Below are 25,950 nucleotides of genomic sequence, written 5' to 3' on the forward strand. Positions count from 1 at the left end.
CGGACGACCGGGGCAGGACGCCAAACCCGGCGCCCTGCCCCGCTTGCGTTCTTCAGGAAGGCACGGCGCGCAGGCGGGCGCGTTCGACATCGGCATCGACGTCGGCCTGGTTACGCCAGGCGAGATCGTGGCCGCAGACCTCGCGATCATCGTGCGCGCGGATCGAGATCGGCTTGATCGGGCGGCCATCGCGCTGGTCGCACAGCACCGGGTCCGACGGCGCCCCTCCCCACTTTTCGCCCCACTGGCGTAGCGCCAGCATGGCGGGCAGCAGGTCGATGCCCTTGTCGGTCAGACGATATTCGATGCGGCGGCGATCATCGGCGCAATGTTCACGCTTGAGCACGCCGGCTTCGACCAGCCTTGACAACCGATTGGAAAGGATGTTGCGCGCGATGCCCAGCACATCGAGGAAATCCTCGAAATGCCGCACCCCGTTGAAGGCGGCGCGCAGGATCATGAACGACCAGCGTTCTCCCATGGCTTCCAGCGCCACCGGAAGGCCGCAGAGCGCGAGATCGGCGAGTGGTTCCCTGAGCTTCTCCATCGGTGTTGCCTACTCCATCTAAGCGACCAAGTTAAGTTTCTAGTTGCAACCTGCAACCTATCCTGATAAGTAGTGATTCGCAACGGAAATCGCATCCTCTCCACCTGCCGTTCCCGTCGCAAGGCCACGGCGCGCGATATCCGCCGCTTAAAAGGGGAATGACCATGACTGCTCTCAACAATGGCGCCCTGCGCCAGCTCCTTCCGGCCGCGCTCGCGCTGGCTGGCACCGCGCTCAGCTTCGGCGTGACCGCGACGCCTTCGCACGCCGCCGCTTCTTACTATGCGGTGACGCTCGCCAGCCCGCTGGATGCACCCAAGCGCTTCGTGAACGGCGAAACGCCGTGGGCCTGCGCGGGCAGCGAATGCACCGCCCCGCGCGACACCTCGCGCGCCGCCGTGGTCTGCGCCCGCCTCGTCAAGAAGGTCGGCCCGATCGCCCGCTTTGCCACGCCCGAGGGTGAACTGGCCGCAGAAGACCTGACCAAGTGCAACACCGGCAAGTAAGCCTGTCCGCACGGGTCTGACCATCTCTCTCCAGCGCGGGCCTGTCCACCCTACCTGCCATGCGCTGGTTTCCTCGAAGGTCGCGAAGGGTTCCTGGCCCCTCGCGGCCTCCTTTTTTGTTCATGACCGGTCGAGGCGCGGGCCTTATAGCGTGGGCCCATGCGCTCCCTTGCCCTGATCGCGGCCGCGTTTTCGCTGGCCGCAGCCTCTCCTCCCGCACTCCAGCCCGATCTTTCGCGCCTGACCGAGACGCACCGGCGCGACCTGCAATGCGCAGCGACGCTGGCGCTGGCGGCCTCCGCGCAAGCACAGGGCGATGATGCCGCCGCAGCGTTTCCGCCGCTGGCAGCGCGCGGCAAGCGCTACTTCGCCGATGTGGGCACGCGCGTTTCGGGCGAAGCGGGGCTGACGCCCGCGCAGGTGCGCGACCTGCTGAGCGCCGACGTAGCGGCCTTGCAGCAGGCGGCCGATCCCGACGCGGCGCTGGCCGCCGCGCTCAAGCCCTGCCTCGTCCGGCTCGATGCCGAAATACCGCCGCTCAAGACCCCCGACCTGCTCCAGTGCAGCGCGATCCTGAGCCTTGCCTATGACGAGGTCCATGCGCGCGAAGGGCTCAGCCCGGCGGCGCAGGATCTCAAGACGCTGGCGTCGGTGCTGTCCGCGCGCGAGCATGAGGCGCTGGTGGCAGCGGGCAAGTCGGGGGACGAGGCCGACGCCGCGCTCGCGCTCGCACATGACGCCATGCTCAAGGAAGCGTTCGATGGCGACGGAGGGGTCGAGAAATACGACATCGCGCATTGCTACGATCTGGCGAAGCCCGACCCCAAGTCCCACTACTGACCGCCGCTGCGCCCGGCACCATTGAGCAAGCGCCCGGCGACCCCATATTGCGCCCGATCCCAGGAGATTTGCGATGGCCGACAAGCTGAACCTGACCGAAGCCGAATGGCGCGAGCGCCTGACCCCGGAGCAGTACCATATACTGCGCCAGGCCGGGACCGAGCGCGCGTTCACCGGCAAGTACGACAAGAACAAGGCTGCGGGCGAATACTTCTGCGCCGGGTGCGGCGCCCCCCTGTTCGAATCGGACGCCAAGTTCGACAGCGGCTGCGGCTGGCCCAGCTTCACCGCCCCGGTCGTGCCGGACGTGGTGGACGAGCACGTCGACACTTCGCACGGGATGGTCCGCACCGAAGTGCGCTGCGCGCGCTGCGACGGGCACCTGGGCCACGTTTTTCCCGATGGCCCCGCGCCGACGGGGCTACGCTACTGCATGAACAGCGCGGCGCTGGATTTCACCCCCAAGGATTGAGCACGCAGACCGCGCCACGAACGTATGCGGAAAGTTCCGATTAACCCTGCGTTACAAATTGCCTATGCAGAGGCCGCAGGGCGCTCCGCTATGGCGCGCCGCAACGTAGCGCCTGCCCGAAACAGACCTGTCCGAATCATGAGGGAAAGAACCAAGCACCGATGGCGAGAAGGGATACGCCCCGCCGCCCCGATCCCGAGCGTCAGCCGGGTCGCCGTCCTGCGCGCAGCGCGCGCGAAGGGTCTTTTCTGGGTCGCATGATTCGCCGCCTGTTCGTCTGGAGTGGCGGTTTTGCGCTGCTGGCCGTGATCGGCGTGGTCGTCGCCGTGCTGATCACCGCGCGTTCGCTGCCGAGCTATGAAAAGCTGAAGTCCAGCCAAGCCGGCCAGATGATCGTCGTGCGCGCCAACGACGGGTCGGAAATCGTCACGCTGGGGCCGAGCTATGGCAAGTGGGTGCCTTATTCGCGCATCCCCGAGGTGATGAAGGACGCGATGATCTCGGTCGAGGACCGGCGCTATCGCGAACACTTCGGCGTCGATCCGATCGGCATCGTGCGCTCGGTGATGGTGCGCGTGCAAAGCGGGCACTGGCGGCAGGGTGGTTCGACCATCACCCAGCAGCTCGCGCGCAACGTGTTCCTCAACAACAGCCGCACCTTCGATCGCAAGATCCGCGAGGCGGTGCTGGCGATGGCGCTCGAAACCCGGTTCAGCAAGAACCAGATCCTCGAGCTGTATCTCAACAAGGTCTATTTTGGCGGCGGTGCCTATGGCGTGGATTCGGCCGCGCGCAAGTTCTTCGGCCACCCGGGCGACCAGCTGACGCTGGAAGAAGCCGCGATCATTGCGGGCCTGGTCAAGGCGCCTTCGCACTATTCCCCCACAGCCGACGCCAAGGCTGCGGTGGACCGCGCGCAGGTGGTGGTGCAGACCATGGCCGACGCGGGCACGCTGACCCCGGCGCAAGCCAACGCGGTCGATTTCAAGCGCGTCAAGCTGGCGGCAGAGCAGGGCCAGAATTCAGCGCGCTATTTCACCGACTGGGTGCTGCCGCAGCTCGACATCGTCGCGCCCGAGATCGACCAGCCGATCGAGGTGTGGACCACGCTCGATCCCGTGGCGCAGCGTGCGGCGACGGCTTCATTGCAGCAGAACGTGCCCAACGGCGTGCAGGGCGCGCTGGTCAGCGTGGACCGCGACGGCGCGGTGCTGGCGATGGTGGGCGGCACCGACTATGTCACCAGCAACTACAACCGCGCGGTGAATGCCGTGCGCCAGCCGGGTTCGGCGTGGAAGCTGTTCGTCTATCTCGCCGCGCTGGAAGCGGGCTACACCCCCGATGACCGCGTGGTGGACGAACCCGTGACGATCCAGGGCTGGAGCCCGCGCAATTCGGGCGGTACGTATGCCGGGCCGATCGACGTGCGCACCGCCTTTGCCTATTCCAAGAACACCGTCGCCGCGCAGCTGGGCAACGAGGTGGGCTTTGGTGCCGTTGCCAACATGGCGCGCCGCTTTGGCATCACCACCCCGATCAACACGCAGCCCTCGATGGTGCTGGGCACCAGCGACGTGCGCGTGATCGACATGGTGCGCGCCTTTGCCGAAGTTTCGGCCAAGGGCGTGACCGTGGTCCCCTATGGCATCCGCAAGGTGACGACGACCGACGGCGAAGTGCTCTACAGCCATCGCCCGGACACGCAGCAGCAGCTCGTGCCAGCCTATGTCGCCGCCGCGATCACCGACCTGTTGCAGACCGCCGTCAGCACCGGCACCGGCCGCGCCGCGCAGATTGGCCGACCCGTGGCTGGCAAGACCGGCACCACCAGTTCGAACAAGGATGGCTGGTTCCTGGGCTTTTCCAGCGGGATCACGACCGGCGTGTGGATGGGGCGCGACGATGCGCGCGCTGTTCCCGGGTTGCAGGGCGGCACCGCGCCCGCGCGCGCCTTTGCCGCCTACATGAAGGTGGCGACCGCCAAGCGCCCGGTCGAGAAGTTCGAGACCGAGCTGAAGCTGCCGCAATGGCAGCTGGAGCCCGACGACGAGGCGATGCAGGCCAATCCCGACGACTATTTCTACGTCGACCCCAATGGCAATATCGTCGACCAGAGCGGCAAGGCGAGCCCGGATGGCGCGGATCAGGGGGTGCCGGTGGACCAGGGCGGCGATGCCCCTCCGCCAGCAGCGGCGAACGACGATTTCCTCGACCGTGCGACAGGGCGGCAGGGGGCGGACGCGCCGCGCCAGAAGCCGATGTCGGCGCCCGCACCGCGTGGGGCCGGCAATGGCAGCGGCGCGGGCCAGCCGCGTCCGCTGCCGCCGATCGGGAAGGTCATCACGACACCCTGAGCCGTCCGGCCGCGAACCAAACGCGCTGCCGGTCGTTGTCTGTCGTGAAGGGCGAGATGCCCGAAAGACGACAGGAGGCGACGATGGGATTGTTGCGATTGGCCGCGGCCGGTGCGGTGGGCTACTTCATCTGGAACAGGTTCAAGGGCGATGGCGCGGAGCCGCAACACGCGGCTTTCGCCCATGGCGAGCATACGGGCGACAACTTCTCGAAAGTACGCAGCGCCGGGACCGCAGGTATGCGTTCGGACCCGCCGAAGTGGGACAAGGTGGACGAGGCCGCGGACGAAAGCTTCCCGGCGAGCGATCCGCCGTCAACCTACTGACGCTTCAACCGGCCGGTCGGACTACTTGACCAGTTCGACCGGCTGGAACTGCCCCAGCCCGCACGAACCGCGCATCATCTGGGGCGAATTCGACTGGATCACCGTGATGATGTCGGTTGAACAAAGCTGCGAGAGCGACGTGCTGTAGGAAAACGCGCGCTCGAAGCCGAGGCTGTTGCAGCGGTAGGGCAGCGTGTTGCGATACCACTTCCTGCCCGCCATGCGGAAATCGATGGTCCAGTCGTCGCGCACACGGCTTTCCGAGATCTGCGCGATGGGGATGCAGCTTTGCGCCGTGCCCATGGGTCGGGCGGCGGGAACGTCCTTGCCGTGACCGTTGCTGCCGCCCTGCGCCATGGGAGCGCAGGACGCGACGCCGAGTGCGGCCAAGGCCAGGCCGATGAATCGCGCCTTCATGCCATTCTCTCCTTTGCTACCCGCGGCTTTTTGCCGGTCTGGGGTTGCGCGCCCTTTTCCAGCACCTTGCCCTTGAAGCCGCACAAGTCGACGACCGGGCAGCGCCAGCATTCGGGGGTGCGCGCCTTGCAGATATAGCGACCGTGCAGGATCATCCAATGGTGCGAGCCGACGCGGAAGGGTTGCGGCACCTTTTTTTCGAGCTGCTTTTCGACCGCGAGCGGGGTCTTGCCCTTGGCAAGGCCAGTGCGGTTGCCGACGCGGAAGATGTGCGTATCGACCGCGAAGGTCTCCGCCCCGAACGCGCAGTTGAGCACCACGTTGGCGGTCTTGCGCCCGACGCCGGGCAGCGCGGTGAGCGCGTCGCGATCGGCGGGCACTTCGCCGCCATGCTCGCGCACGAGGATTTCGGCCATGGCGATGACGTTCTTCGCCTTGGAATTGAACAGGCCGATGGTCTTGATGTGCTCTTTCAGCCCCTCCTCGCCCAGCTCCAGCATCTGCGCGGGCGTCTTGACCTCGGCAAAGAGCCGCCGCGTCGCCTTGTTGACGCCGACGTCGGTCGATTGCGCCGAGAGCGTGACCGCGACCAGCAGCTGGTAGACGTTGCCGAATTCCAGCTCGGTCTGCGGATCGGGGTTTGCCTCTGCCAGGCGGCGGAAGAACTCGAAGATATCGTCCTTTTTCAAAGGTCGAGCACTTCGCGCATCGAATAGCGACCGGGCGCCTTGCCCACGATCCAGTCTGCCGCGCGGATCGCGCCACGCGCAAAGATGCCGCGGTTTTCGGCGAGGTGCGACAGGGTGAGCCGTTCGTTGTCGGCCAGGAAGTGGACCGAATGGTCGCCCGCCACGGTGCCGCCGCGCAACGATGCAAAGCCGATGGTCCCGGCAACGCGGGCGCCCGTGATGCCGTCGCGGCCACGCACCGCTTCGTCCTGAAGATCGACCCCGCGCCCACGCGCAGCGGCTTCGCCCAGCAGCAGCGCGGTGCCCGAGGGCGCATCGACCTTCATGCGATGGTGGGTTTCGACGATCTCGATGTCCCAGTCCTCGCCCAGCCGCTGTGCCGCTTCGCGGACGAGGTGGGCAAGCAAGGTGACGCCGAGCGAGGTGTTGCCGGTCTGGAGCACGGGGATCGAGACGGCGGCGGCATCGACCAGCCAGTGATGGCGTTCTTCAAGGCCGGTGGTGCCGACGACCATGGGCACCCCGGCATGGATCGCCGCGTCGAGGTTGAATTCGAGCGCGCCCGGTGCGGAGAAATCGACCAGCACATCGCTTGCCGCCGCCAGCGCCGCGACATCGCCGCCCTTGTCGATGCCGCCGGCAAGGTCATGCCCGGCCGCCACGATGGCCGCTTCGAGCGCCTGCCCCATGCGGCCCGCGTTTCCGATAATCCCGATTCTCGCCATTGCTCACCCCGTGTCTGGCGTGCTTCATGGCCGTGATGAGCCACATTCGCAACATCGTGATCCTGACCGGCGCGGGCATTTCCGCCGAGAGCGGCATCGACACCTTTCGCGGCGGGGGCGGCCTGTGGGAGCAGCACCGGGTGGAAGACGTCGCAACGCCCGAAGCCTTCGCGCGCGACCCGGATCTGGTCCAGCGCTTCTACGACATGCGGCGCGAGGCGATCCAGACCAAGCAGCCGAACGCGGCGCATCACGCGCTGGCGCGGCTCGATCGCGAGTGGGCGAAGACGGTGCCGGGCGGCGACGTTCTGATCGTGACGCAGAACGTCGACGACCTGCACGAGCGCGGCGGGGCGCTGAACGTCGTGCATATGCACGGCGAACACCTCAACGCCTGGTGCACGGCCTGCGATGTGCGGCACCGCTGGACCGGCCCCTTGCGCGATGGCCCGCCCTGCCCCGGCTGCGGCGCGCAGGCGTTGCGGCCCGACGTGGTGTGGTTCGGCGAGGTGCCCTACCACATGGATGCGATCGGGGAGGCGCTGCGCGAGGCGGACCTGTTCGTGTCGATCGGCACTTCGGGCGCGGTCTATCCGGCGGCGGGATTCGTGCGCGCGGCGCGCGATCTGGGCGCGCGGACGCTGGAACTGAACCTCGAACGCTCGCAAGGTTCGGCGTGGTTCGAGGAGACGCGGCTGGGGGCGGCGAGCGAAGTGGTGCCCGCGTGGGTGGAGGAAATGCTAAGCGGCTGAATTGCAGCCCCGGCATTCGCCATCCTTGACGATGCGCATTGAGCGCAGACCCGGCTTGAGGCCGTCGAGAACGTGGATCTGGCCCCATTGCGGGTCGCCAAGCGTGGACACGCCTTCCAGCAGCACTCGGATCGCGGCCATGGCGCCGAACGCGCCGACCATGCCGACCATCGCGCCCAGCACTCCCAGATCGGCGCAAGTGTCGCAATCTTCGGCATCGAAGGCATCGCCGACGAAACAGCGGTAGCAGGAATGCCCTTCGCGGTGCCCGGCGAAGTTGGCGACCTGCCCCTGGAAGCGCCCGAGCGCGGCGCTGGTCAGCGGCACGCCCGCCGCGACGCAGGCATCGGACACGGCAAGGCGCGTGGCGAAGTTGTCGCAGCCATCGAGCACCACGTCGGCCCCGGCGATGAGGGCGGCGGTATTGTCGCGCGTCACGCGGAGCTGATGCGGGGTGACGGCCAGCGCCGGATCGAAGCGGCGCACCCAGTCGGCGGCGGCCTCGGCCTTGGCCTTGCCGATATCCGCCGTAGTGTAGATCGTCTGCCGCTGGAGATTGCTCGCCTCCACCGCGTCATCGTCGATCAGGGTCAGCCGGCCCACGCCCGCGCCTGCAAGATATTGCAGCGCCGGGCTGCCGATGCCGCCCATGCCGACCAGCACGACATGGGCCTGCGCCAGCCGCGCCTGCCCCGCGCCGCCCACTTCGGGCAGGACGATGTGGCGGGCGAAACGATCGAGGCGGTCGGGCGAAAGCGTCATGGGGCTGGCCTTAATGGCTTTGGCGCACCGGCGAAAGCCGCGTGGGAGAATGCCGCGTGACAAGCGAGCGCGGCTCGCGCAGTCTGGTCAAAACAGACCAGAGAGAGGGACTTGGAATGGCAGAGCTTTCGGGACGCATTGCGCTGGTGACGGGGGCATCGCGCGGGATCGGCGCGGCGACGGCGCGGGCGCTGGCGGCGGCGGGCGCGAAAGTGGCGGTGACCGACCTTGCCGCGCCGGAAGACCTTGCCGCCGAGATCGGCGGATTGGCGCGCGCGCAGGACGTGACCAGCGAGGACGACTGGGCCGCGACGATCGACTGGCTGCGCGCCGAGGCGGGCGGGCTCGACATCCTCGTCAACAATGCTGGGCTGTTCCTGATGAAGCCGCTGGTGGAAACCACACTGGCCGAATGGCAGAAGCTGCACCGCGTCAACGTCGAAGGCGTGTTCCTCGGCACCCGCGCGGCCATCCCGCTGCTGGCCGAGCGCGCGGCCATGTGGAAAGGTGGCACTTCGGTGATCAACCTGTCGTCGATGGCGGGGCTGGTCGGCTCGGCTGGCGCGGCCTGCTACAACGCCAGCAAGGGCGCGGTGCGGCTGTTCACCAAGGGCGCGGCGCTGGAACTGGCACCGCAGAAGATCCGCGTGAACTCGGTCCACCCCGGCGTGATCGACACCAAGATGGGCGATGCGGTGGTCCATGGCCTCGCCGGGCTGACCGGGATGGGCGACAACGAGGCGCGCACCGTCGCCACCCAGATGCACCCCCTGGGCCACATGGGCGAAGCGCAGGACGTGGCCAACGCGATCGTGTTCCTGGCAGGGGACAAGGCCGCATTCATGACCGGCAGCGAGATGGTGGTCGATGGGGGCGTGACGGCGGGTTGAGGCCGCCGGTGGGTCACGCCACCTGCGCCATCTCCGTGGCGAAGTAGGCAGCAACGTCCGCGGCCTCGAGCGGACGGCTGAAGTGATAGCCCTGAAGATGGGTGCAGCCCGCGCGGGCGGCAGCGTCGAGCAGGTCGGCGTCGCTGATCCCTTCGGCGACGACTTGCGCGCCGATGCGCAGCGCCATGGCCACCGCGGTTTCGAACACCGCGCGCGAGGTTTCGTCCTGCGCCAGATCGACGATCAGCTCGCGATCGAGCTTGAGCCGATCGAAGCGGAAGCCGCGCAACAGCGAAAGCGAGGAATAGCCGGTGCCGAAATCGTCGAGCGCAATGCGGCACCCGGCCTCGCGCAGCAGTTCGAGCGTGAGCAGCGCGCGGCGGTTGCGCTCGATCGAGACCGATTCGGTGACTTCGAGGCAGATCCTGTGCGGATCGACGCGATGGCGGCGGCAGGCATCGAGGAACAGGCCGACGAAGCCGTCCTGCTGCAACTGCAGCGGCGAGAGGTTGAGGCTGAGCCGCAGGCCCGGCCAGCCCGCCAGATGCGACAGGCTGCGTTCGACGATCCACGCGCCGAGCGCGGTCATGGTACCACTGCGCTCGGCGGCGGGAATGAAGCGCGCAGGCGGCACCGTGCCGTGGATCGGGTGCTCCCAGCGGACCAGCGCCTCGACTTCCTGCGGCGGGCCGGACACCGGGTGGATCGGCTGGAACACCATGCGCAAGCCATCGCCGCCAAGCGCGCTCGACAGGTCGCGTTCGAGCGCGCGTTCGATCTCGTGATCCGCCAGCAGCGCCTCGCGGAACGGGGTCGCGCCGTTGCGGCCATTGTGCTTGGAAGCATAGAGCGCAAGGTCGGCGCGCAGCAGCAGATCATCCGCGCTGGCAGGACAGCAGCGCCCGGCGTCGTCACACCCCACGTCGATGTAGCCCGCCGACATGGTGATGCCGATCTGGCAATCGCCGCAGTCGAACGGCGTGGCGGCAACGCCCAGCAGTCGCTGTGCCACCATGGCGGGGCTACCCTCTGACTCCAGCGGCACGAGCACGGCAAATTCATCGCCGCCCAGCCGTGCGACGAAAGCATCCGGCCCCATCGCTGCGCCTAGCCGCGCGCCGACGAGCGCGATCAGGCGGTCGCCGATGGCGTGGCCGTAGTCGTCGTTGATGTACTTGAAGCGGTCGACATCGGCGATCAGCACGACGAACCGCCCCCGGCACGGCACCGCCTCGGCACTATCCGAGAGCATGGCGTCGAGCCGGTCCATGAAGGCGCGGCGGTTGGGCAGGTTGCTGCCGGGATCGGTGAAGGCAAGGCCGCTGACCGCGCGGGCATTGACGCGAAAGGTTTCGAGCGCGGTGGCAAGATCGTTGATCTCACGCAGGCGCGAGGGCGCGATGCGCACGTCGAGATCGCCTTCGGCCAGGCGGCGCAGGGCATCATGGACGCGGCGCAACGCGGGCAGGATGTTGCCAACGAGATCGACGGAAATCGCGACGACGAGGAACACGACGAGCGCCCCCGACAGGCCCACCATGATATGCCAGCCATCGATCAGGCGGTTGAGATTGGCGAACGTGCCATCGCGGCGATGCGAGATCGAACGCTCCAGCTGCGCGGCCGCGGCGGCCATGCGCGCGTTGTAGCGTTCTGACACGACGCGCGTCTGCGCGGGCAGGGGCTGGCCCGGCTCGACCGCGAGCAGCGGCGCGGACACGTCATCGAGCCCTTCGACCAGCAGGCGATCGACGCGCATCCCGCCGCTGCTGCCCGCCGATTCACTGGCCAGCGCGTTCGAGGCACTGGCGATAGCGATCGCCGCGTCGGTCAACCCGTTGCGCGCTTCTTCGGCCTCCCCGCGCGAGCGCGGGGCGACCAGCGCCATGCTGGCGAGGCGGAACGAATCGACCTCGCTGCTGAGGCGGCGGGCGCGTTCGGCAAGCTGCGAGGCTTCGCGATAGTGCGCGCTTTCGCGGCGCAGTTCGAGCGCGCGCTGCTGCGAGACGATCTGCAGGCAGATCATGCCGATGAGGATCGCAACCAGCGCCACGGTCATCCGGCGATGGAAGCTGGTGAGCACGCCGCGCCAAGGGGTGCACAGGCGCCGCCAGCGGGCGCTCGGCGAGGATGGGCTGCGGGTATCCATGTGCGCTGGATAGGCACGCGGACCTTAAGGTTTGGTCGGCAAGCGGGTCATCGAATCGTCACAAACGCCGGGAAATCCGCCGTTTCGGTCGTAATGACTCCGCCACGATTCGGCGCTAGAAAGATGGTGTGAACAAGCCTTGCGCCACGACAGCGACCACTACCACCATCCCGGCGCGCCGGGGGCGGGGTCGTTCGCGCTAGCTGCCGTTCGACGCCGCCGCCCCGGGCCGGGCAGGTGGCGCTCCCTCCCGGACCGGATCTTACCCCCGACGCCAGCCCTTCCGGCGCGCGCGGCGATGTGCCAAAGCGCGGCAAACGATCAGAGAGTAGAAATGTCCGAGCTTCTGAAGATCACCCTGCCCGACGGTTCCGTGCGCGAAGTCGCCCCCGGCACCACCCCGGCGGACATTGCCGCCGCGATCGGGCCGGGCCTGGCCAAGGCGGCGATCGCCGCGCGCGTCGATGGCGAATTGCGCGATATCACGCGCCCGCTGACCGCCGATGCGCAGCTGGCGCTGGTGACGGCGAAGGACGAGGCCGATGCGCTCGATCTCGCCCGCCACGATTTCGCGCACCTGTTGGCCGAAGCCGTGCAGGCGCTGTTTCCGGGCACGCAGATCACCTTCGGTCCGAGCACCGACGACGGTTTCTACTACGACTTCGCGCCGAAGGACCGTCCGTTCACCGACGAGGACTTGCCCGCGATCGAGGCGAAGATGCGCGCGCTGATCGCGGCCAACAAGCCGCTGCGCCGCGAGGAATGGAGCCGCGAACAGCTGATCAGCCGCTGGAAGCAGCAGGGCGAGACGTTCAAGGCCGAATGGGCCGCCGAACTGCCCGGCGATGAACCGCTGACCGTCTACTGGTCGGGCGACGACTGGCTCGACATGTGCCGCGGGCCACACCTTGCCAGCACCGGCAGGCTCGATCCCGCCGCGTTCAAGCTGACGCGCGTTTCGGGCGCGTACTGGCGCGGCGACCAGAAGAACGCGATGCTGAGCCGCATCTATGGCACCGGCTGGCTCAACAAGAAGCAGCTCGACGCGCACCTGACGCGGCTTGAGGAAGCGGCCAAGCGCGACCACCGCAGGCTGGGCAACGAGATGGACCTGTTCCACCTCCAGTCCGAAGCGCACGGGTCGGTGTTCTGGCACCCCAAGGGCTACAAGGTGTGGCGCGAGCTGGAAGCCTACATGCGCCGCGCGATCGACGATGCGGGCTACCGCGAGGTCAAGACCCCGCAGGTGATGGACGCGCGCCAGTGGGAGCAATCGGGCCACTGGGGCAAGTATCGCGAGAACATGTTCGTCATCCCCGACGAAGTGCCCAACACCGAGGAGGAAGGCCCGCTCGTTTCGAACGACGCGGACTGGATGGCGCTCAAGCCCATGAACTGCCCGGCGCACGTGCTGATCTTCCGCCAGGGGATCAAGTCGTACCGCGACCTGCCCTTGCGCCTCTATGAAAACGGCTGCTGCCACCGCAATGAACCGCACGGCGCGCTGCACGGGCTGATGCGCGTGCGCCAGTTCACGCAGGACGACGCGCACATCTTCTGCCGCGAAGACCAGATCGTTTCGGAAGTGCAGGCGTTCTGCGAACTGGCCGACCGTATCTACAAGGACTTCGGCTTCACCTATTCGATCAAGCTCGCGCTGCGCCCCGAAAAGCGGTTCGGCAGCGAAGAGATGTGGGACAAGGCTGAAACCGAACTGCGCGAAGCCGTGGTGCGCGCGGGCCTCGCCACCGAAGCCTATGGCTGGGAAGAACTGCCGGGCGAAGGCGCGTTCTATGCGCCCAAGCTGGAATGGCACCTGACCGACGCGATCGGTCGCACCTGGCAGGTCGGCACGATCCAGTCGGACCGCGTGCTGCCCGAACGGCTCGATGCCAGCTACATCGGCGAGGACGGCGAAAAGCACCGCCCGGTGATGCTGCACCGCGCGATCTTCGGATCGTACGAGCGCTTCATCGGCATCCTGATCGAACACTTCGCCGGCAAGCTGCCGACCTGGCTCGCGCCGGTCCAGGCGGTGGTGGCGACGATCGTGTCGGACGCCGACGACTACGCGCTCGAGGCCGTGGCCAAGCTCAAGGCGGAGGGCATCCGCGTCGAGAGCGACCTGCGCAACGAGAAGATCAACTACAAGGTGCGCGAGCACTCGCTGCAGAAGGTCCCGTACCTGCTGGTGGTGGGCAAGCGCGAGGCCGAGGAAGGCACCGTTGCGATTCGCACGCTGGGCGAACAGCAGCAGAAGTTCGTTTCGCTCGACGAGGCGATTGCGCTTCTGACGGCGGAAGCTGCGGCGCCGGATCTTCGGTAAGAACGTAGAAGGGCAGGTCCGAGGGTTATAACCCTCGGGCTCCCGAGACGTCTTCCGGCGCAGATGCTGCGTGGAAGGAGGCGTTGCGGGGTGTCTCGACATGGCGCTCTGGGTTTCCGCCTACGCGGGAATGATGGAGATTTGGTGCGCCATGGCTTCGGTTTGCGCCCCCGATCGTCGGAAGACGTGAACAGGGTGAAGGGATGGTAAATCCCTGCTTTCTTCATCCCAAACGCATCGTTAACCGCCCCCAAGGCATTCTACGGAGCATCTTTCGAATCTCCGGGGCATCCGATGTCGCATCATTTTCGTGATATTGCAGAGCGGGCGGTGACCGATGGGGTGATTGGTGCCGAAGAAGTGCTGGCGCTGCGGCGCGTGGTCTGGCCGGACGGAATCGTCAGCCCGGACGAGGCCGAGGCGATTCTGGTCATCAACACCCATGTCCGCGAGCATACGGCCGAGTGGAGCGACTTCGTGGTGGAGGCGGTCGGCGAGTTCGTCGTCAATGGTTGTGCCCCACGCGGCTATGTCGACGCCGATACGGCGGACTGGCTGATCCAGAAGATCGACCACGACGGCAGGCTCGACACCATGACCGAGTTGGAACTGGTGGTGCGGGTGCTGGAAAAAGCGCTCAACTGCCCGGAAAAGCTGAAGGCATATGCGCTGGCGCAGATCGAAAAGGCCGTGGTGCTGGGCAGCGGGCCGACGCGCGACGGCGGGTTGTTGTCCGCTGGGTCGATGGGCGCCGCCGAGTGCAGGCTGCTACGGCGGGTGATATTCTCCAGCGGCGGCAGCGGCCCGGCGCACGTGACGCAGGCCGAGGCGGAAATGCTGTTCCGCATCAAGGACGCGACGCTCGACGGCGACAACGCGCCCGAATGGGAGCGGCTGTTCGTGCAGGGGGTGGGCAACTTCCTGCAAGGGTGGAAGCGGCCCGAGCAGTTGACGCGCGAGCGCGCGGGCCAGCTCGAATCGTTCATGGACGATCGCTCCGGCCACGCCGGACGGTTCATGGTGCGCATGGCGCGCACCGCGCCCAACGGCTTGCGCGCGGCGGTGCGCGAGGGCGGTTTCGGGCGCAAGGGTCTGGGCGGGCATTCGGTGGCCGAAGCGCGCGCCGACTATGTCGTGACCGACACCGAGCGCCTGTGGCTCGATGCGCAGATCGACGCCGACGACAAGCTCGACCCGCTGGAGCAGGCGCTGCTGCGCTTCGTGATGCGGCCCGAAGCCTGAAGGATCAGGCGGCGGGCTTGTATTTGGCGGCGTCGGTGGTGAATTCGGCGTGGCCGAGGCCGCCGAGGTAGCGACGCACCTTGCCCACCAGTCGCCGGTCGGCGAGGTGGCGGACGACCGGCGTCTTCGCGGCGACGCCATAGGCCTGGACCTGCCCCATCAGGGTAAGCCCCACGGCGGCGGCGCGCATCCTGTCGATCGGGCGTATCTTCACGCCGAAGCTGGCGGCGGTCTGTTCGCTGCCATCGCAGAAGTTCTGCATGAAATAGACTTTGGCGAACGAGCGTTCGAGGCGGTCGCGCACCTTGCCCGCCGGGGTGGTGGCATCGACGAGGTCTGCCTCCATCGTCGCGCGCAGCAGCCCGCCGCAAGTTTCCTCGTCAAAGCCCGTGCGCAAGGTGAGCGCGCGGGCGTTCCACGCATCGACGATACCACGCGGTGTCTGGGCAAGCAGGTCTTCGGGCAAGCCGAGCAGAAAGCAGCGGTAGCGCGACAGCTCGATCTGGGCGCGTTCTTCGGGGGTGAAGTCCTCGCGGCCTTCCTTCAACACCTTGGACGAGATGAGGAAATCCGAGATGAGGCCGGCGGGCATCTGGTCCACTTGCGGGATGGGAATGCCATAGACCTTCTGGTCCCAGCGCCCGCGCGACAGCACGTTGAAGCGCACCATCGAATGCATCAGGCGCACCATGGCGGCGGCCTTGAAACCGGGACCGAAACGGGTGAGCGCGCCGGGCAGGACCGACGTGCCGAAGAAGGTGGCGGTTTCCTTGATCCGCCGGGCCGCGGTCTTGTTCGAGAGCGTGCCCGTCAGCGCCATCGGCAGCGCCGCATACTTGTTCATGAATGTGGCGATGAACGCGCCCCGGATGGCCCAGGGCGCGAAGTTGGCAAAGGCGACGCGCTGCAATCGTGCGCCTTCCTCGACCAGCTTCATGTCGACCCACGAGGGCGTCGCTTCCATCGAGCGGATGAACGTGACGAGTTCGGCGGGGGCACCTTCCACCTTGTCGACACCCTTGTCGCAAGCCTCGACCAGCATGGCGACGAGACGCTGAAAGCCGAGTTCGGGGATCAGCGCGGCATAGGGATCGGCCACGGCATCGCCCATCATGGTGTAGGCGGCCATGCGGTCCATCAGCTCGCGGTTCTGCAGTAGCTTTGCGGCAACGTCCGGGTAGGCGCGCAACTCGCTGTTGGCGACATCACCGTCCAGCAGGCGTTCGGGGTGGAACGCAAAATCGACCGTGCCGTACATCGCCGGGTTGTCGATCTTCTGGGCTTCGATCTTCTGCCGCAACTCGGCGATGGGGATAGGCATGGGGCTGGCTCCGTCTGGTCGCGCCGTCCGGATCAAATACCTATCCCTCGATAGAATTTCAAGCCTCTTCCCTAAAGCGCGTCGATCTCCGCATCGAGCGCGGCGGTGATCGCGGCAAGCTGGCCCGGTCCCACGTCGTTCCAGCCGAACACGCGCAGCGCGACCGCGCGGCCGGACTGGAAGGCGGTGAGGCTGGCGATCATCAGCATGGCACGGATGCGCGCTGGCTCGTCGGCGCCCTCACGGCCCTGGATGCGCGCGATCATCGCGGCGATCAGGTCGATGCCGGGGGCGAACAGGCGTTCGAGCATGACATCGAAGGCCGGGCCGGGCGCGAGCAGTTCGCGGCTGACGAAAGCGCCCCAAAGTCCTGCTGAATCCGCTCCGGTCATCGCGCGCGCCACGGCAGCCATGGTGCGCTTGAGCGCGGCGCGCAGATTCGTCTCGCCCGCAAGCAGCGCCTCGGCCGCGGCCTGCGCGGGGTCCAGGGTCAGCGCGACGAAGCGGGCGGCGATTTCCTCGGCGCAGGCGCGGTAGAGGCCTTCCTTGCCGCCGAAGTAGTATTGCAGCGCGGGCAAAGTCGCGCCTGCCCCTTGCGCGATGGCGCGAGTGGTGGCGGCGGAATAGCCGACGCGCCCGAACTCGGCGATGGCGACTTCCAGGATGCGCTGGCGCGATTCCTCGCCCTTGCGATAGCCCCCGCGCTTGCTGGCTGCCTGCTGTTCCCCCTGCCCCACGATCAGAGGGTTAGACGGTGAAGCTTTCCCCGCAGCCGCAGGAGCCCTTGGCGTTGGGGTTCTGGAACACGAAACCGGCGGTGAAATCGTCTTCCTGCCAGTCCATCGTGCTGCCGATCAGGTAGAGTACCGAAGCCGCATCGATGAAGAACAGGCCACCGGGCGTCTCGATGCGCTCATCCATCGCGTTGGCTTCGGTGATGTAATCAACCGAGTAGGCGAGGCCCGAACACCCGCGGCGCGGCGTGGACAGCTTGACGCCGATTGCGCCTTCGGGTGCGCTCGCCATCAGCGTGGCAACGCGCGCCTCGGCGCTCGGCGTCAGGAGAACGGCGGCGGGGCGCGGGCGGCGGATGGTCTTGGTCTCGGTCATGGCGTGTTCCAATATAGGATGCGCTTACAGCATTCCCAGTTCGAGCTTGGCTTCATCGCTCATCTTCTGGGGGTCCCAAGGCGGATCCCACACGAGATTCACGTCGGCATCGCGCACCCCGGGCACCGCGCCGACGCGCAGTTCGACTTCGCCCGGCATCGATTCGGCCACCGGGCAGTGCGGCGTGGTCAGCGTCATCGTCACCGCGACGTGGCCATCATCGGTGACATCGACGCCGTAGATCAGGCCAAGGTCGTAGATATTGACCGGGATTTCGGGGTCGAAGATGTCGCGCAGTGCGGCGATCACGCCTTCGTAGATCGCGCCGCCCGGTTCGCCTTCGGCCTGCCCTTGCGGCTTTTCGGCGAGGAAGCCGTCCAGGTAGTCGCGCTTGCGTTCGAGCTTTTCGGCGGCGGTTTCCTTGGGCGTCTCTTCAACGGCGTCCTCGACGAACACGCGGCGGGGCGCTTCGACGCCTTCCACTTCCTCGATCGCAAACTTGCGGGTTTCGTCGCTCATCCGAAGATCCTCATCGTCCTCTCGATGCCGCGCACGAGCGCGGCGATATCGCTTTCATCGCTGTAGATGCCGAAACTGGCGCGCGCGGTGGCAGGCACGCCCAGATGATCCATCAGGGGCTGCGCGCAGTGGTGACCCGCGCGGATCGCCACGTTTTCCTCGTCGAGAATCGTGCCGAGATCGTGCGGGTGCACGCCATCGAGCGCGAAGCTGACGATGCCGGCACTTTCCTCCGGCCCGAACAGGCGCAAGGTGTTGAAGCGCGACAGCTCGGCGCGCGCCTTGCGCACCAGTTCCGCTTCGTGGGCATGGATGGCATCAAGGCCGAGGCCTGCCACGAAGTCCGCCGCGACGCCGAAGCCGATCGCCTCGACGATGGCGGGCGTGCCCGCCTCGAAGCGCTGCGGCGCGGGCGCCCAGGTGGTGCGTTCGAAGGTGACCCGGTCGATCATCGAGCCGCCACCCTGCCAGGGCGGCATGGCGTCGAGGATCTCCGCCTTCGCCCACAGCGCGCCGATGCCGGTGGGGCCATAGAGCTTGTGCGCCGAGAAGGCGTAGAAGTCGCAGCCCAGCGCTTTCACGTCGACAGGCAGGCGGGCAACGGCCTGGCAGCCATCGAGCAGGATCTTCGCCCCGACGGCATGGGCCAGTTCCACCGCACGCTTGGCATCGAGCACCGAGCCGAGCACGTTCGAGACGTGCGCCAGCGCAACGAGCTTGTGCGCGGGGGTCAGCATGGCCTCTGCCGCGTCGAGATCGATCCTGCCGTCCGCGGTCAGCGGGCAGACGTCGATTTCAAGGCCGGTGCGCTGCTGGATCAGCTGCCAGGGAACGATGTTGGAATGGTGCTCCAGCTGCGAGAGCAGCACGCGGTCGCCCGGCTTGAGGTTGGCCAGGCCCCAGCTCTGCGCGACGAGGTTGATCGCCTCGGTCGCGCCGCGCGTGAACACCAGTTCGCTGTCCTCGCCACCGAGCAGCGCGGCGACGCGGCGGCGCGCGGCTTCGTAGCCGAGCGTCATCTCCGCCGAGCGCGTATAGACCCCGCGATGGACGGTGGCGTAGTCCGCACCCAGCGCACGGGTGACCGCGTCGATCACGACTTGCGGCTTCTGCGCAGTGGCTGCGCTGTCGAGATAGTGCCAGCGCTGGCCATCGGCGTTGACGAGGCCGGGCCACTGGTCGAGCCGGGTGAGCGTATCGGTGGTCACAGCAGGCCCTCCAGCGCGGCGATGGCCGCGTGCGTCAGCGTTTCCTCGTCGGCAGCGCCGACGAAGGCTTCGGCGATGAAGGCCTGGAGCATCAGCTTCTTGGCCTCGGCAGGCGGAAGCCCGCGCGATTGCAGGTAGAACAAGCCCTGTGCGTCGAGTTCGCCGACCGCGCAGCCGTGGGCGCACTTGACGTCATCGGCATAGATTTCGAGTTCGGGCCGGGCATTGGCCGTCGCGGTGCGATCGAGCAGCATGGCGCGGATCGACTGTTCGCCGTCGGTGCCGATAGCTCCGCGCTCGACCACAACACGGCCGAGATAGGTGCCGGTGGCGTGGCCTGCGAGGACCGAGCGCACGACCTGGTTCGACGTGGCGTCAGGCTCGGCGTGGATGACTTCGGTGACGATCTCGAGCGTCTGGTTGCCGCCCGCCAGTTGCGCCGCGCCGAAGTGGAAGTTGGCGCCCTTGCCCAGCGTCACGCGCACCGCCACGCGGCCATAGGCGCGCCCGGCGTTGAGCACGCGCAGGTCGTAGTCCGCGCCTTCGCCCAGCACGATCTCGATATCGCGCGCCTGCGGCCCGGCGGCATCGACCACGATCGAGAGCGCCGCCGTCTCGCCCGCGCCCAGCACGATGCGTTCGCTTGCCACCGGCCAGAGCGTTTCGAGCGCGGCGATGTCGGCGTAACGATACGCCTCGTCCCGGCGGGTCGGAAGCGTGGCCACGGTCATGCGACGACGGCCTCGTAGCCGTTCTCTTCCAGTTCCAGCGCCAGTTCCGCTCCACCTGACCGGACGATGCGACCATTGGCCAGGACGTGGACGAAGTCGGGCTTCACGTAATCGAGCAGGCGCTGGTAGTGGGTGATCAGCAGCACCGCCTTGCCGGGCTTGCGCATGATGGCGTTGATGCCTTCGCCGCAGATGCGCAGCGCGTCGATGTCGAGGCCGGAATCGGTCTCGTCGAGGATCGCCAGCTTGGGATCGAGGATGCCCATCTGCACCATCTCGGCGCGCTTCTTCTCGCCGCCCGAAAAGCCGACGTTCACCGGACGCTTGAGCATGTCCATGTCCATGCGCAGCAGCCCTGCCTTTTCCTTGGCCAGCTTGAGGAACTCTCCGCCCGACAGCGGCGCTTCGCCACGGCTCTTGCGCTGGGCATTGGCCGCTTCGCGCAGGAACTGGACGAAGGACACGCCGGGAATCTCGACCGGATACTGGAAGCCGAGGAACAGGCCCGCAGCGGCGCGCTCGTGCGGCTCCATCGCCAGCAGGTCGGCGCCATCGAAATCGACCGAGCCGCCCGTCACTGCGTAGCCGGGACGGCCGCCGAGCGTGTAGGCGAGCGTCGATTTCCCTGCGCCGTTCGGCCCCATGATCGCGTGAATCTCGCCCGCATTGATGGTGAGCGAGAGACCCTTCAGAATGGGCTTGCCCGCGACTTCGTTGGCGAGGTTGTCAATCTTCAGCATTGCGTTTTCCGGTGGTGCAATTGGCAAGATAATCGGCGCGGACCTCGTCGAAGAGGTCGCGCCAGCTGCGTTCGATGGCCCGCGCGTCGTCGAGCTGCTTCTGGCGGGCATCGAGCTGGGCGAGCGCGGCGGTGGTGGTCGCCTGACCGCTCGCGCCGCTGGGCGGTGTCGCCAGCAGGGTCGCACGTTCCTGCGCGATGGCGCGCTGTTCGGCATAGGCGCCCGCTGCAAACTGGGTGCGGCGGTGCGGTTCGTCGCGGATGATAGCGCGCATGTCGCTGCGGTTGCAGGTCTTCACCGCCGCCAGCGCAGGCGCGGCATCGGGCACGTCGGCGCCAAGCATGAGGGCGGCAAGCATGATCACCGCGCAGGGCCTCGCGGACGCGCGGCAGGGCGACCCGATGACGGGCGGCCTTGCCCATAGCTGGCGCCGGGACCGCCACGCGCAGGACCGCCGAACGAGCGGACCGGACGCGCGGGCCGGGTCAGCGCCGTGACGGCGGCGCGCACCTGTGCGACCACACCCGCCACGTCGGCCAGCACGGCTTCAGGGTCGAAACGCAGCACGGTGAGTTTCTGTTCGGCAAGCTGGCGGTCGGCGCGCTCGGCGAGCGCGGGATCGCCACCCAGCATGATCGCGATGGGACGCTGGCGGCACTGGAAATCGGCGATCACCGAACCTGCTACCGCCTTGCGCTTGAACAGCAGCGCGGGGAACGCTTCGACCAGTGCAGCCGACAGCGCCTGTTCGGCCTCGGTCGGAAAGCGGCGCTGTTCACGTGCAACATCGTGGATGCGATCGAGCCGCGAGGCCGAAATGGCGCGCTTGGGGTTCGCGCCGGGGGCGACATTCGCGGGGCCGGCAGGGCGCAGGGTAAGGGTTTTCTTCAACCGACCGATCCTTCAAGGCTGATGCCGAGAAGCTTCTGCGCTTCCACGGCGAATTCCATCGGCAGCTGCTGCAGCACCTCGCGCGCGAAACCGTTGACGATCAGCGCCACCGCGTCTTCCTGCGCAAGTCCGCGCTGCATGGCGTAGAACAGCTGGTCGTCCGAGATCTTGCTGGTGGTCGCCTCGTGCTCGATCGTGGCGCTGGGATTGCGCACTTCGATGTAGGGCACGGTGTGCGCGCCGCATTCCGCACCGAGCAGCAGCGAATCGCACTGCGTGAAGTTGCGCACGCCTTCGGCCTGCGGCGCGACGCGGACGAGACCGCGATAGGTGTTGTTCGACTTGCCTGCGCTGATGCCCTTCGACACGATGGTCGAGCGCGACCCCTTGCCGTTGTGGATCATCTTGGTGCCGGTATCGGCCTGCTGGTGGTTGTTGGTGACCGCGACCGAGTAGAATTCGCCCACCGAATCCTCGCCGTTCAGCACGCACGAGGGATACTTCCACGTGATCGCCGAGCCGGTTTCGACCTGCGTCCACGACACCTTCGAGCGCGCGCCCTGGCACAGCGCGCGTTTGGTCACGAAGTTGTAGATGCCGCCAAGGCCCTCGGCGTTGCCGGGATACCAGTTCTGCACGGTGGAATACTTGATCTCGGCATCGTCGAGCGCGACCAGTTCGACCACGGCGGCGTGGAGCTGGTTTTCGTCGCGCTGCGGCGCGGTGCAGCCTTCGAGGTAGGAGACGTAGGAACCCTTGTCGGCCACGATCAACGTGCGTTCGAACTGGCCGGTGTTTTCCGCGTTGATGCGGAAATAGGTCGACAGCTCCATCGGGCAGCGCGTGCCTTCGGGGATGTAGACGAAGGTGCCGTCCGAAAAGACCGCGCAGTTCAGCGCGGCGAAGTAATTGTCGTGCATCGGCACGACCTTGCCCAGCCAGCGCCGGACCAGATCGGGGTATTCGCGGATCGCCTCGCTGATCGAGCGGAAGATCACACCTGCCGCTTCCAACTCCTTGCGGAAGGTGGTGGCGACCGAAACGCTGTCGAACACGGCATCGACCGCGATCTTGCGCGCGCCTTCGACGCCAGCGAGCACCTTCTGCTCTTCCAGCGGAATGCCGAGCTTTTCGTAGACGCGCAGGATCTCGGGATCGACCTCGTCGAGGCTGCCCAACGCCTTCTTCTGCTTGGGCGCGGCCCAGTAATAGGCCTCCTGGTAGTCGATCGGCGGGATCGACAGCTTGGCCCAGTTGGGCGTGGGCATCGTCAGCCAGTGGCGATAGGCCTTCAACCGCCATTCGAGCATCCACTCCGGCTCGTCCTTCTTGGCCGAGATGAAGCGCACGGTGTCTTCGGACAGGCCCTTCGGCCCGTACTCCTGCTCGATGTCGGAGACCCAGCCGTGTTCGTATTCGGCGACGCGGGCCGCAGCCTCGCGCGCGGCCTGGTCCTTCACAGGCTCGTCCTGCACGGGTTGGTTGAGGATATTGTCGCTCATGCAGTCAACTCTGGGCTCGAAATCATGGGGCGGGCCAATTGGACCAGCGAGACGCCAGCCAGCGCGCCGCGCAAGGCGGCATCGACGACAGGCCAGTGCGGGCGCACGGTGCAGGCCGCTTCCAGCGTACAGTCGTTGCGCCCATGGATGGAACAGGTAGCGAGTGCAATCGGGCCTTCGACCGCCTCAATGATATCCGCCAGCGTGATCGCAGCGGCGGGCCGGGCAAGCTTGAACCCGCCGCCAGCGCCGCGCACCGACTTGATCAGCCCGGCGGCGGACAGCTTGCTGACCAGCTTCTGCACCGTGGGCAACGGCAGGCCGGTTTCATCGGCCAGTTGCTGGGCATTGACGCGCGGCTGGCCGCAATGGCGCGCGGCCGCGCTCATCGCCACGACGGCATAGTCTGCCATGCTGGAAAGCCGCATCGGATTGCCCCGGGTGAAAGGTCCGACTCAACAAATCAGACCGGATTGCTCCGGTTATCTAGGCGCGGGGAACCGCAAAGGCAAGGCGCTGCCACCCCTCGCTTTTGTCAGGCCCTTTGGTTCAGGCGAAATCGCTCGGCATAGCGGCGAAGCTGGGGCTGACTTCGCGGAAGTTGCGCAGATCGAGCAAGGCCGACAGCACCGGCGCGTCGCTATCGCCCAGCCGCGCCGGGGTGCGGCCGGCAAACAGGCGCAGTTCGCGGATCATGTGCGACTGGTCGTAGAACTGGTCCTCGACCACCGCGATCTGGTCTGCCGGGGTATCGGGGTGCCCCAGCAGCGCCGCCGCGCGCAACGCGCGGTACTTGCGCGCGAGCTGCTTGGGCGGAAGGCCGAAATAGTGATCGACGAGGCGCTGCAACTGGCGCGGCGAATACGGTGACTTCGCCATGAGATCCTCGACCATCGGCGAGAGCGCACCGCCGAGCCATTCGGCGACCGTGGCGATCAGCTTGGCATGGGCGGGCGGCACGTCGCGCAGCAAGGGGCGGAGCGCCGCCGAGGCCATTTCGACCATCGCGTCCGCCGTCAGCCCCGGCGGATCGCCCGCCGCGCAGCCGGGCGCATTGTAGGCCGCCTTGAGGCGCGCCGCAAACATGGCCAGCGACGGATCGATCAGGTCCGCCGCATCGAGCAACCGGTTGGCGTGCGTCGCCGCCGAGAGTCCGCCGGTCAGCGCGCCCCAGCCCATCGGGCTGATGGCGGCACCGAACACGTGCCAGGGGCCATCGACCAGGATCGGGGCCGCCGCCGAGAGCGGGGTCACCAGACTCGCCTGGTGGCTGGAATCGACGTTGCCATCGCGCACGAACAGCTGCGCCTCGCCCCGCAGGAAGAAGGCCAGCAGGCCTGCGCTGGCGGGACGCACGTCGGAAATCAGCGATTCGTCGCAGCGGAAATGGAAGAAGGTGGTGATGAAGGGGGCCAGCGCTTCGGGCGCGGGGAGGTATTCGAGATGGATGAGCGCCGGATTGGTCAGCGGCATCTTCGCCAGCGCCGCACGGCGCCGTTCGAATTCCTGCGCCTGATCCGCCAGCGCGGCCGCAGCCTGATTGTTTGCACGCCCCATTGCCTTGCCAGCCAATCGCCAAACGGCGGTCGCTGTCAAGCAAATGCCCGTGAGGGCAACAAAAAAAGGCGGCCGCGCCAGGGGCACGGCCGCCCTAAAGTCGAGAACCCGATACATCGCTGCACCGAGCCCTTCGGGTCGCAAGGCCCGTCTATGCGATGAAATGATTCGGGAATTGTACGGATTCGACAAAATCGGTGGCATGCGTGCAACAGCAGGAAAGTTTTCTCGGGCCCGCGCGATCAAAGTGATATTTCGGTTACAATTGTGCCTTGGCCTGACGCGGGGCAGCCGCGATAGGGGCCTGCCTCCCCTTCGCGATGGACCGCGCCACCCCATGCTCTACCAAGCCATCCGGCCCCTGCTATTCCGTATCCCCGCCGAACCGGCGCACAAGCTGACGCTGGCCGCGCTCAAGACCATGCCGCTGGGCGGGCGGGCGCAGCCCGAGCCCAAGCTGGCGCAGCGCGTCGCGGGGCTGGTCTTTCCCAACCCCGTGGGCATGGCGCCCGGCTTCGACAAGAACGCCGAGGTGGCCGACGAACTGTTCGACCTGGGCTTCGGTTTCGTCGAGATCGGCACCGTCACCCCGCGCCCGCAGGAAGGCAATCCCAAGCCGCGGCTGTTCCGGCTGGTGGAGGACCGCGCGGTGATCAACCGCATGGGGTTCAACAACGACGGCGCGGACAAGGTGGCGGCGCGGCTGCGCAAGCGGGCGGGCAAGCCCGGCATCCTGGGCGCGAACATCGGGGCGAACAAGGATTCGGCCGATCGCGTGGCCGACTATGCGCAGATGACGCGCATCATGGCCCCGCTCGCCAGCTACCTGACGGTCAACATCTCCTCGCCCAACACGCCGGGCCTGCGCGCCTTGCAGGACGAAGGCGCGTTGGGCGAACTGCTCGACGCGGTGATCGAGGCGCGCGGGGGACAGCCGACGCCGGTGTTCCTCAAGCTGGCGCCCGATCTCGCCCACAGCGATGTCGATGCGATCTGCCGGATCGCGCTCGACAAGCGGCTCGACGCGCTGATCGTGTCGAACACCACCATCACGCGCCCGAACCTGCGATCGCGCCACGCCGGGGAAACAGGTGGCCTGTCGGGCGAACCGCTCAAGGCGATGGCGCTGGAACGGCTGCGCGAATTCCGCAAGGCGAGCGGCGGGCAGATCCCGCTGATCGGCGTGGGCGGCATCGCCAGCGCCGACGATGCGTGGGACCGCATCCGTGCGGGCGCGAGCCTCGTGCAGATATACAGCGCCATGGTCTACGAAGGACCCGGCCTTGCGCGGCGCATCGTCAAGGGGTTGGCAGAAAGGGTGCGCGCCGAAGGGCTTACCAGCATTGCCGAGGCCGTCGGCAGCGAATAGCCTTG

At 67.1% G+C, this 25,950-nt stretch carries 28 protein-coding genes; 10 read left to right on the forward strand and 18 right to left on the reverse strand.

Annotated elements, in window-relative coordinates:
* Positions 1 to 52: 52 nt before the first annotated feature.
* Positions 53 to 547, reverse strand: coding sequence for a winged helix-turn-helix transcriptional regulator (locus K3A84_RS12975; RefSeq protein WP_225009766.1), 495 nt, complete (start codon positions 545 to 547; stop codon positions 53 to 55).
* A gap of 158 nt (positions 548 to 705) precedes the next feature.
* Between K3A84_RS12975 and K3A84_RS12980 the strand changes: the two genes are divergently transcribed.
* The 5 genes from K3A84_RS12980 to K3A84_RS13000 all read left to right on the forward strand — a co-directional run bounded on the left by K3A84_RS12980 (position 706) and on the right by K3A84_RS13000 (position 5,045).
* Positions 706 to 1,053: a CC_3452 family protein gene (locus K3A84_RS12980; protein ID WP_225009767.1), complete on the forward strand. Its 348-nt coding sequence runs from the start codon at positions 706 to 708 to the stop codon at positions 1,051 to 1,053.
* Between the two features lie 159 nt (positions 1,054 to 1,212).
* On the forward strand, positions 1,213 to 1,893 hold the full coding sequence (locus K3A84_RS12985) for a hypothetical protein (RefSeq protein ID WP_225009768.1): 681 nt from the start codon (positions 1,213 to 1,215) through the stop codon (positions 1,891 to 1,893).
* Positions 1,894 to 1,966: 73 nt separating this feature from the next.
* A complete protein-coding gene (gene msrB / locus K3A84_RS12990; RefSeq protein ID WP_225009769.1) occupies positions 1,967 to 2,365 on the forward strand; it encodes a peptide-methionine (R)-S-oxide reductase MsrB in 399 nt (132 codons plus the stop codon).
* 161 nt (positions 2,366 to 2,526) lie between these two features.
* Complete coding sequence (locus tag K3A84_RS12995) at positions 2,527 to 4,719, forward strand: transglycosylase domain-containing protein (RefSeq protein WP_404823152.1); 2,193 nt, start codon at positions 2,527 to 2,529, stop codon at positions 4,717 to 4,719.
* 44 nt (positions 4,720 to 4,763) lie between these two features.
* On the forward strand, positions 4,764 to 5,045 hold the full coding sequence (locus K3A84_RS13000) for a hypothetical protein (protein WP_318248306.1): 282 nt from the start codon (positions 4,764 to 4,766) through the stop codon (positions 5,043 to 5,045).
* Positions 5,046 to 5,066: 21 nt separating this feature from the next.
* Here K3A84_RS13000 and K3A84_RS13005 read toward each other — a convergent pair whose 3' ends face one another.
* The 3 genes from K3A84_RS13005 to dapB are packed head-to-tail and all read right to left on the reverse strand — an operon-like array spanning position 5,067 to position 6,876.
* The gene (locus K3A84_RS13005) at positions 5,067 to 5,462 is read right to left on the reverse strand and encodes a hypothetical protein (RefSeq protein WP_225009771.1); all 396 of its coding nucleotides are present in this window, start codon (positions 5,460 to 5,462) and stop codon (positions 5,067 to 5,069) included.
* Positions 5,459 to 6,151 (reverse strand): endonuclease III, encoded by a 693-nt coding sequence (nth, locus tag K3A84_RS13010; protein WP_225009772.1) that lies wholly within the window; start codon positions 6,149 to 6,151, stop codon positions 5,459 to 5,461. Before nth ends, K3A84_RS13005 begins: the two co-directional genes overlap by 4 nt.
* Entirely contained in the window at positions 6,148 to 6,876 is a 729-nt protein-coding gene (gene dapB, locus K3A84_RS13015; protein ID WP_225009773.1) for a 4-hydroxy-tetrahydrodipicolinate reductase, read from the reverse strand. The genes nth and dapB overlap by 4 nt, the downstream gene beginning before the upstream one ends.
* A gap of 35 nt (positions 6,877 to 6,911) precedes the next feature.
* On the opposite strand from dapB, the gene K3A84_RS13020 reads away from it, so the two are divergent.
* Positions 6,912 to 7,628: an NAD-dependent deacylase gene (locus tag K3A84_RS13020; RefSeq protein ID WP_225009774.1), complete on the forward strand. Its 717-nt coding sequence runs from the start codon at positions 6,912 to 6,914 to the stop codon at positions 7,626 to 7,628.
* Here K3A84_RS13020 and K3A84_RS13025 read toward each other — a convergent pair.
* Positions 7,617 to 8,390 (reverse strand): HesA/MoeB/ThiF family protein, encoded by a 774-nt coding sequence (locus K3A84_RS13025; RefSeq protein WP_225009775.1) that lies wholly within the window; start codon positions 8,388 to 8,390, stop codon positions 7,617 to 7,619. The two genes, K3A84_RS13020 and K3A84_RS13025, sit on opposite strands and share 12 nt — an antisense overlap.
* A 116-nt stretch (positions 8,391 to 8,506) precedes the next feature.
* On the opposite strand from K3A84_RS13025, the gene K3A84_RS13030 reads away from it, so the two are divergent.
* A complete protein-coding gene (locus tag K3A84_RS13030) occupies positions 8,507 to 9,280 on the forward strand; it encodes a glucose 1-dehydrogenase (protein WP_225009776.1) in 774 nt (257 codons plus the stop codon).
* Between the two features lie 13 nt (positions 9,281 to 9,293).
* Here K3A84_RS13030 and K3A84_RS13035 read toward each other — a convergent pair whose 3' ends face one another.
* On the reverse strand, positions 9,294 to 11,429 hold the full coding sequence (locus K3A84_RS13035; protein ID WP_225009777.1) for a putative bifunctional diguanylate cyclase/phosphodiesterase: 2,136 nt from the start codon (positions 11,427 to 11,429) through the stop codon (positions 9,294 to 9,296).
* A gap of 334 nt (positions 11,430 to 11,763) precedes the next feature.
* Between K3A84_RS13035 and thrS the strand changes: the two genes are divergently transcribed.
* Entirely contained in the window at positions 11,764 to 13,755 is a 1,992-nt protein-coding gene (gene thrS / locus K3A84_RS13040) for a threonine--tRNA ligase (protein ID WP_225009778.1), read from the forward strand.
* 294 nt (positions 13,756 to 14,049) lie between these two features.
* Positions 14,050 to 14,997, forward strand: coding sequence for a hypothetical protein (locus K3A84_RS13045; RefSeq protein ID WP_225009779.1), 948 nt, complete (start codon positions 14,050 to 14,052; stop codon positions 14,995 to 14,997).
* 4 nt (positions 14,998 to 15,001) lie between these two features.
* Here K3A84_RS13045 and K3A84_RS13050 read toward each other — a convergent pair whose 3' ends face one another.
* From K3A84_RS13050 to K3A84_RS13105, 12 genes are all read right to left on the reverse strand, one after another.
* Positions 15,002 to 16,318 carry an oxygenase MpaB family protein gene (locus K3A84_RS13050; protein WP_225009780.1) on the reverse strand — a complete coding sequence of 439 codons (1,317 nt, stop codon included), beginning with the start codon at positions 16,316 to 16,318 and terminating at the stop codon, positions 15,002 to 15,004.
* A gap of 71 nt (positions 16,319 to 16,389) precedes the next feature.
* Positions 16,390 to 17,055, reverse strand: a complete 666-nt coding sequence (locus K3A84_RS13055) for a CerR family C-terminal domain-containing protein (protein WP_225009781.1) — start codon at positions 17,053 to 17,055, stop codon at positions 16,390 to 16,392.
* Positions 17,056 to 17,065: 10 nt separating this feature from the next.
* Positions 17,066 to 17,428, reverse strand: coding sequence for a HesB/IscA family protein (locus K3A84_RS13060; protein ID WP_225009782.1), 363 nt, complete (start codon positions 17,426 to 17,428; stop codon positions 17,066 to 17,068).
* Positions 17,429 to 17,452: 24 nt separating this feature from the next.
* A complete protein-coding gene (locus K3A84_RS13065) occupies positions 17,453 to 17,947 on the reverse strand; it encodes an SUF system Fe-S cluster assembly protein (protein WP_225009783.1) in 495 nt (164 codons plus the stop codon).
* Complete coding sequence (locus tag K3A84_RS13070; protein WP_225009784.1) at positions 17,944 to 19,155, reverse strand: cysteine desulfurase; 1,212 nt, start codon at positions 19,153 to 19,155, stop codon at positions 17,944 to 17,946. Before K3A84_RS13070 ends, K3A84_RS13065 begins: the two co-directional genes overlap by 4 nt.
* A complete protein-coding gene (locus tag K3A84_RS13075) occupies positions 19,152 to 19,886 on the reverse strand; it encodes a SufD family Fe-S cluster assembly protein (protein ID WP_225009785.1) in 735 nt (244 codons plus the stop codon). The genes K3A84_RS13070 and K3A84_RS13075 overlap by 4 nt, the downstream gene beginning before the upstream one ends.
* Positions 19,883 to 20,626 (reverse strand): Fe-S cluster assembly ATPase SufC, encoded by a 744-nt coding sequence (sufC, locus tag K3A84_RS13080; RefSeq protein WP_225009786.1) that lies wholly within the window; start codon positions 20,624 to 20,626, stop codon positions 19,883 to 19,885. The genes K3A84_RS13075 and sufC overlap by 4 nt, the downstream gene beginning before the upstream one ends.
* Complete coding sequence (locus K3A84_RS13085; protein ID WP_225009787.1) at positions 20,613 to 20,984, reverse strand: hypothetical protein; 372 nt, start codon at positions 20,982 to 20,984, stop codon at positions 20,613 to 20,615. The genes sufC and K3A84_RS13085 overlap by 14 nt, the downstream gene beginning before the upstream one ends.
* A 2-nt stretch (positions 20,985 to 20,986) precedes the next feature.
* On the reverse strand, positions 20,987 to 21,517 hold the full coding sequence (locus K3A84_RS13090) for a DUF559 domain-containing protein (protein WP_225009788.1): 531 nt from the start codon (positions 21,515 to 21,517) through the stop codon (positions 20,987 to 20,989).
* The gene (gene sufB / locus K3A84_RS13095; protein ID WP_225009789.1) at positions 21,514 to 23,019 is read right to left on the reverse strand and encodes a Fe-S cluster assembly protein SufB; all 1,506 of its coding nucleotides are present in this window, start codon (positions 23,017 to 23,019) and stop codon (positions 21,514 to 21,516) included. Before sufB ends, K3A84_RS13090 begins: the two co-directional genes overlap by 4 nt.
* Positions 23,016 to 23,447: an SUF system Fe-S cluster assembly regulator gene (locus K3A84_RS13100; RefSeq protein ID WP_225009790.1), complete on the reverse strand. Its 432-nt coding sequence runs from the start codon at positions 23,445 to 23,447 to the stop codon at positions 23,016 to 23,018. The genes sufB and K3A84_RS13100 overlap by 4 nt, the downstream gene beginning before the upstream one ends.
* 121 nt (positions 23,448 to 23,568) lie before the next feature.
* A complete protein-coding gene (locus K3A84_RS13105) occupies positions 23,569 to 24,576 on the reverse strand; it encodes an AraC family transcriptional regulator (protein WP_225009791.1) in 1,008 nt (335 codons plus the stop codon).
* A 337-nt stretch (positions 24,577 to 24,913) separates the two neighbouring features.
* Here K3A84_RS13105 and K3A84_RS13110 point away from each other — a divergent pair, with 337 nt between their 5' ends.
* A complete protein-coding gene (locus tag K3A84_RS13110; protein WP_225009792.1) occupies positions 24,914 to 25,945 on the forward strand; it encodes a quinone-dependent dihydroorotate dehydrogenase in 1,032 nt (343 codons plus the stop codon).
* The last annotated feature ends 5 nt before the right edge of the window (positions 25,946 to 25,950 follow it).

Origin of the sequence: Novosphingobium percolationis (genome assembly GCF_020179425.1) — a bacterium.
Lineage (GTDB): Bacteria > Pseudomonadota > Alphaproteobacteria > Sphingomonadales > Sphingomonadaceae > Novosphingobium > Novosphingobium percolationis.

What these genes read in the sequence shown, in the direction of transcription:
- K3A84_RS12975 (WP_225009766.1), bottom strand. Translation starts at nt 547, where the DNA reads ATGGAGAAGCTCAGGGAACCACTCGCCGATCTCGCGCTCTGCGGCCTT.
- K3A84_RS12980 (WP_225009767.1), top strand. Translation starts at nt 706, where the DNA reads ATGACCATGACTGCTCTCAACAATGGCGCCCTGCGCCAGCTCCTTCCG.
- K3A84_RS12985 (WP_225009768.1), top strand. Translation starts at nt 1,213, where the DNA reads ATGCGCTCCCTTGCCCTGATCGCGGCCGCGTTTTCGCTGGCCGCAGCC.
- msrB (WP_225009769.1), top strand. Translation starts at nt 1,967, where the DNA reads ATGGCCGACAAGCTGAACCTGACCGAAGCCGAATGGCGCGAGCGCCTG.
- K3A84_RS12995 (WP_404823152.1), top strand. Translation starts at nt 2,527, where the DNA reads ATGGCGAGAAGGGATACGCCCCGCCGCCCCGATCCCGAGCGTCAGCCG.
- K3A84_RS13005 (WP_225009771.1), bottom strand. Translation starts at nt 5,462, where the DNA reads ATGAAGGCGCGATTCATCGGCCTGGCCTTGGCCGCACTCGGCGTCGCG.
- dapB (WP_225009773.1), bottom strand. Translation starts at nt 6,876, where the DNA reads ATGGCGAGAATCGGGATTATCGGAAACGCGGGCCGCATGGGGCAGGCG.
- K3A84_RS13020 (WP_225009774.1), top strand. Translation starts at nt 6,912, where the DNA reads ATGAGCCACATTCGCAACATCGTGATCCTGACCGGCGCGGGCATTTCC.
- K3A84_RS13025 (WP_225009775.1), bottom strand. Translation starts at nt 8,390, where the DNA reads ATGACGCTTTCGCCCGACCGCCTCGATCGTTTCGCCCGCCACATCGTC.
- K3A84_RS13030 (WP_225009776.1), top strand. Translation starts at nt 8,507, where the DNA reads ATGGCAGAGCTTTCGGGACGCATTGCGCTGGTGACGGGGGCATCGCGC.
- K3A84_RS13035 (WP_225009777.1), bottom strand. Translation starts at nt 11,429, where the DNA reads ATGGATACCCGCAGCCCATCCTCGCCGAGCGCCCGCTGGCGGCGCCTG.
- thrS (WP_225009778.1), top strand. Translation starts at nt 11,764, where the DNA reads ATGTCCGAGCTTCTGAAGATCACCCTGCCCGACGGTTCCGTGCGCGAA.
- K3A84_RS13045 (WP_225009779.1), top strand. Translation starts at nt 14,050, where the DNA reads ATGTCGCATCATTTTCGTGATATTGCAGAGCGGGCGGTGACCGATGGG.
- K3A84_RS13050 (WP_225009780.1), bottom strand. Translation starts at nt 16,318, where the DNA reads ATGCCTATCCCCATCGCCGAGTTGCGGCAGAAGATCGAAGCCCAGAAG.
- K3A84_RS13060 (WP_225009782.1), bottom strand. Translation starts at nt 17,428, where the DNA reads ATGACCGAGACCAAGACCATCCGCCGCCCGCGCCCCGCCGCCGTTCTC.
- K3A84_RS13065 (WP_225009783.1), bottom strand. Translation starts at nt 17,947, where the DNA reads ATGAGCGACGAAACCCGCAAGTTTGCGATCGAGGAAGTGGAAGGCGTC.
- K3A84_RS13075 (WP_225009785.1), bottom strand. Translation starts at nt 19,886, where the DNA reads ATGACCGTGGCCACGCTTCCGACCCGCCGGGACGAGGCGTATCGTTAC.
- sufC (WP_225009786.1), bottom strand. Translation starts at nt 20,626, where the DNA reads ATGCTGAAGATTGACAACCTCGCCAACGAAGTCGCGGGCAAGCCCATT.
- K3A84_RS13085 (WP_225009787.1), bottom strand. Translation starts at nt 20,984, where the DNA reads ATGCTTGCCGCCCTCATGCTTGGCGCCGACGTGCCCGATGCCGCGCCT.
- sufB (WP_225009789.1), bottom strand. Translation starts at nt 23,019, where the DNA reads ATGAGCGACAATATCCTCAACCAACCCGTGCAGGACGAGCCTGTGAAG.
- K3A84_RS13100 (WP_225009790.1), bottom strand. Translation starts at nt 23,447, where the DNA reads ATGCGGCTTTCCAGCATGGCAGACTATGCCGTCGTGGCGATGAGCGCG.
- K3A84_RS13105 (WP_225009791.1), bottom strand. Translation starts at nt 24,576, where the DNA reads ATGGGGCGTGCAAACAATCAGGCTGCGGCCGCGCTGGCGGATCAGGCG.
- K3A84_RS13110 (WP_225009792.1), top strand. Translation starts at nt 24,914, where the DNA reads ATGCTCTACCAAGCCATCCGGCCCCTGCTATTCCGTATCCCCGCCGAA.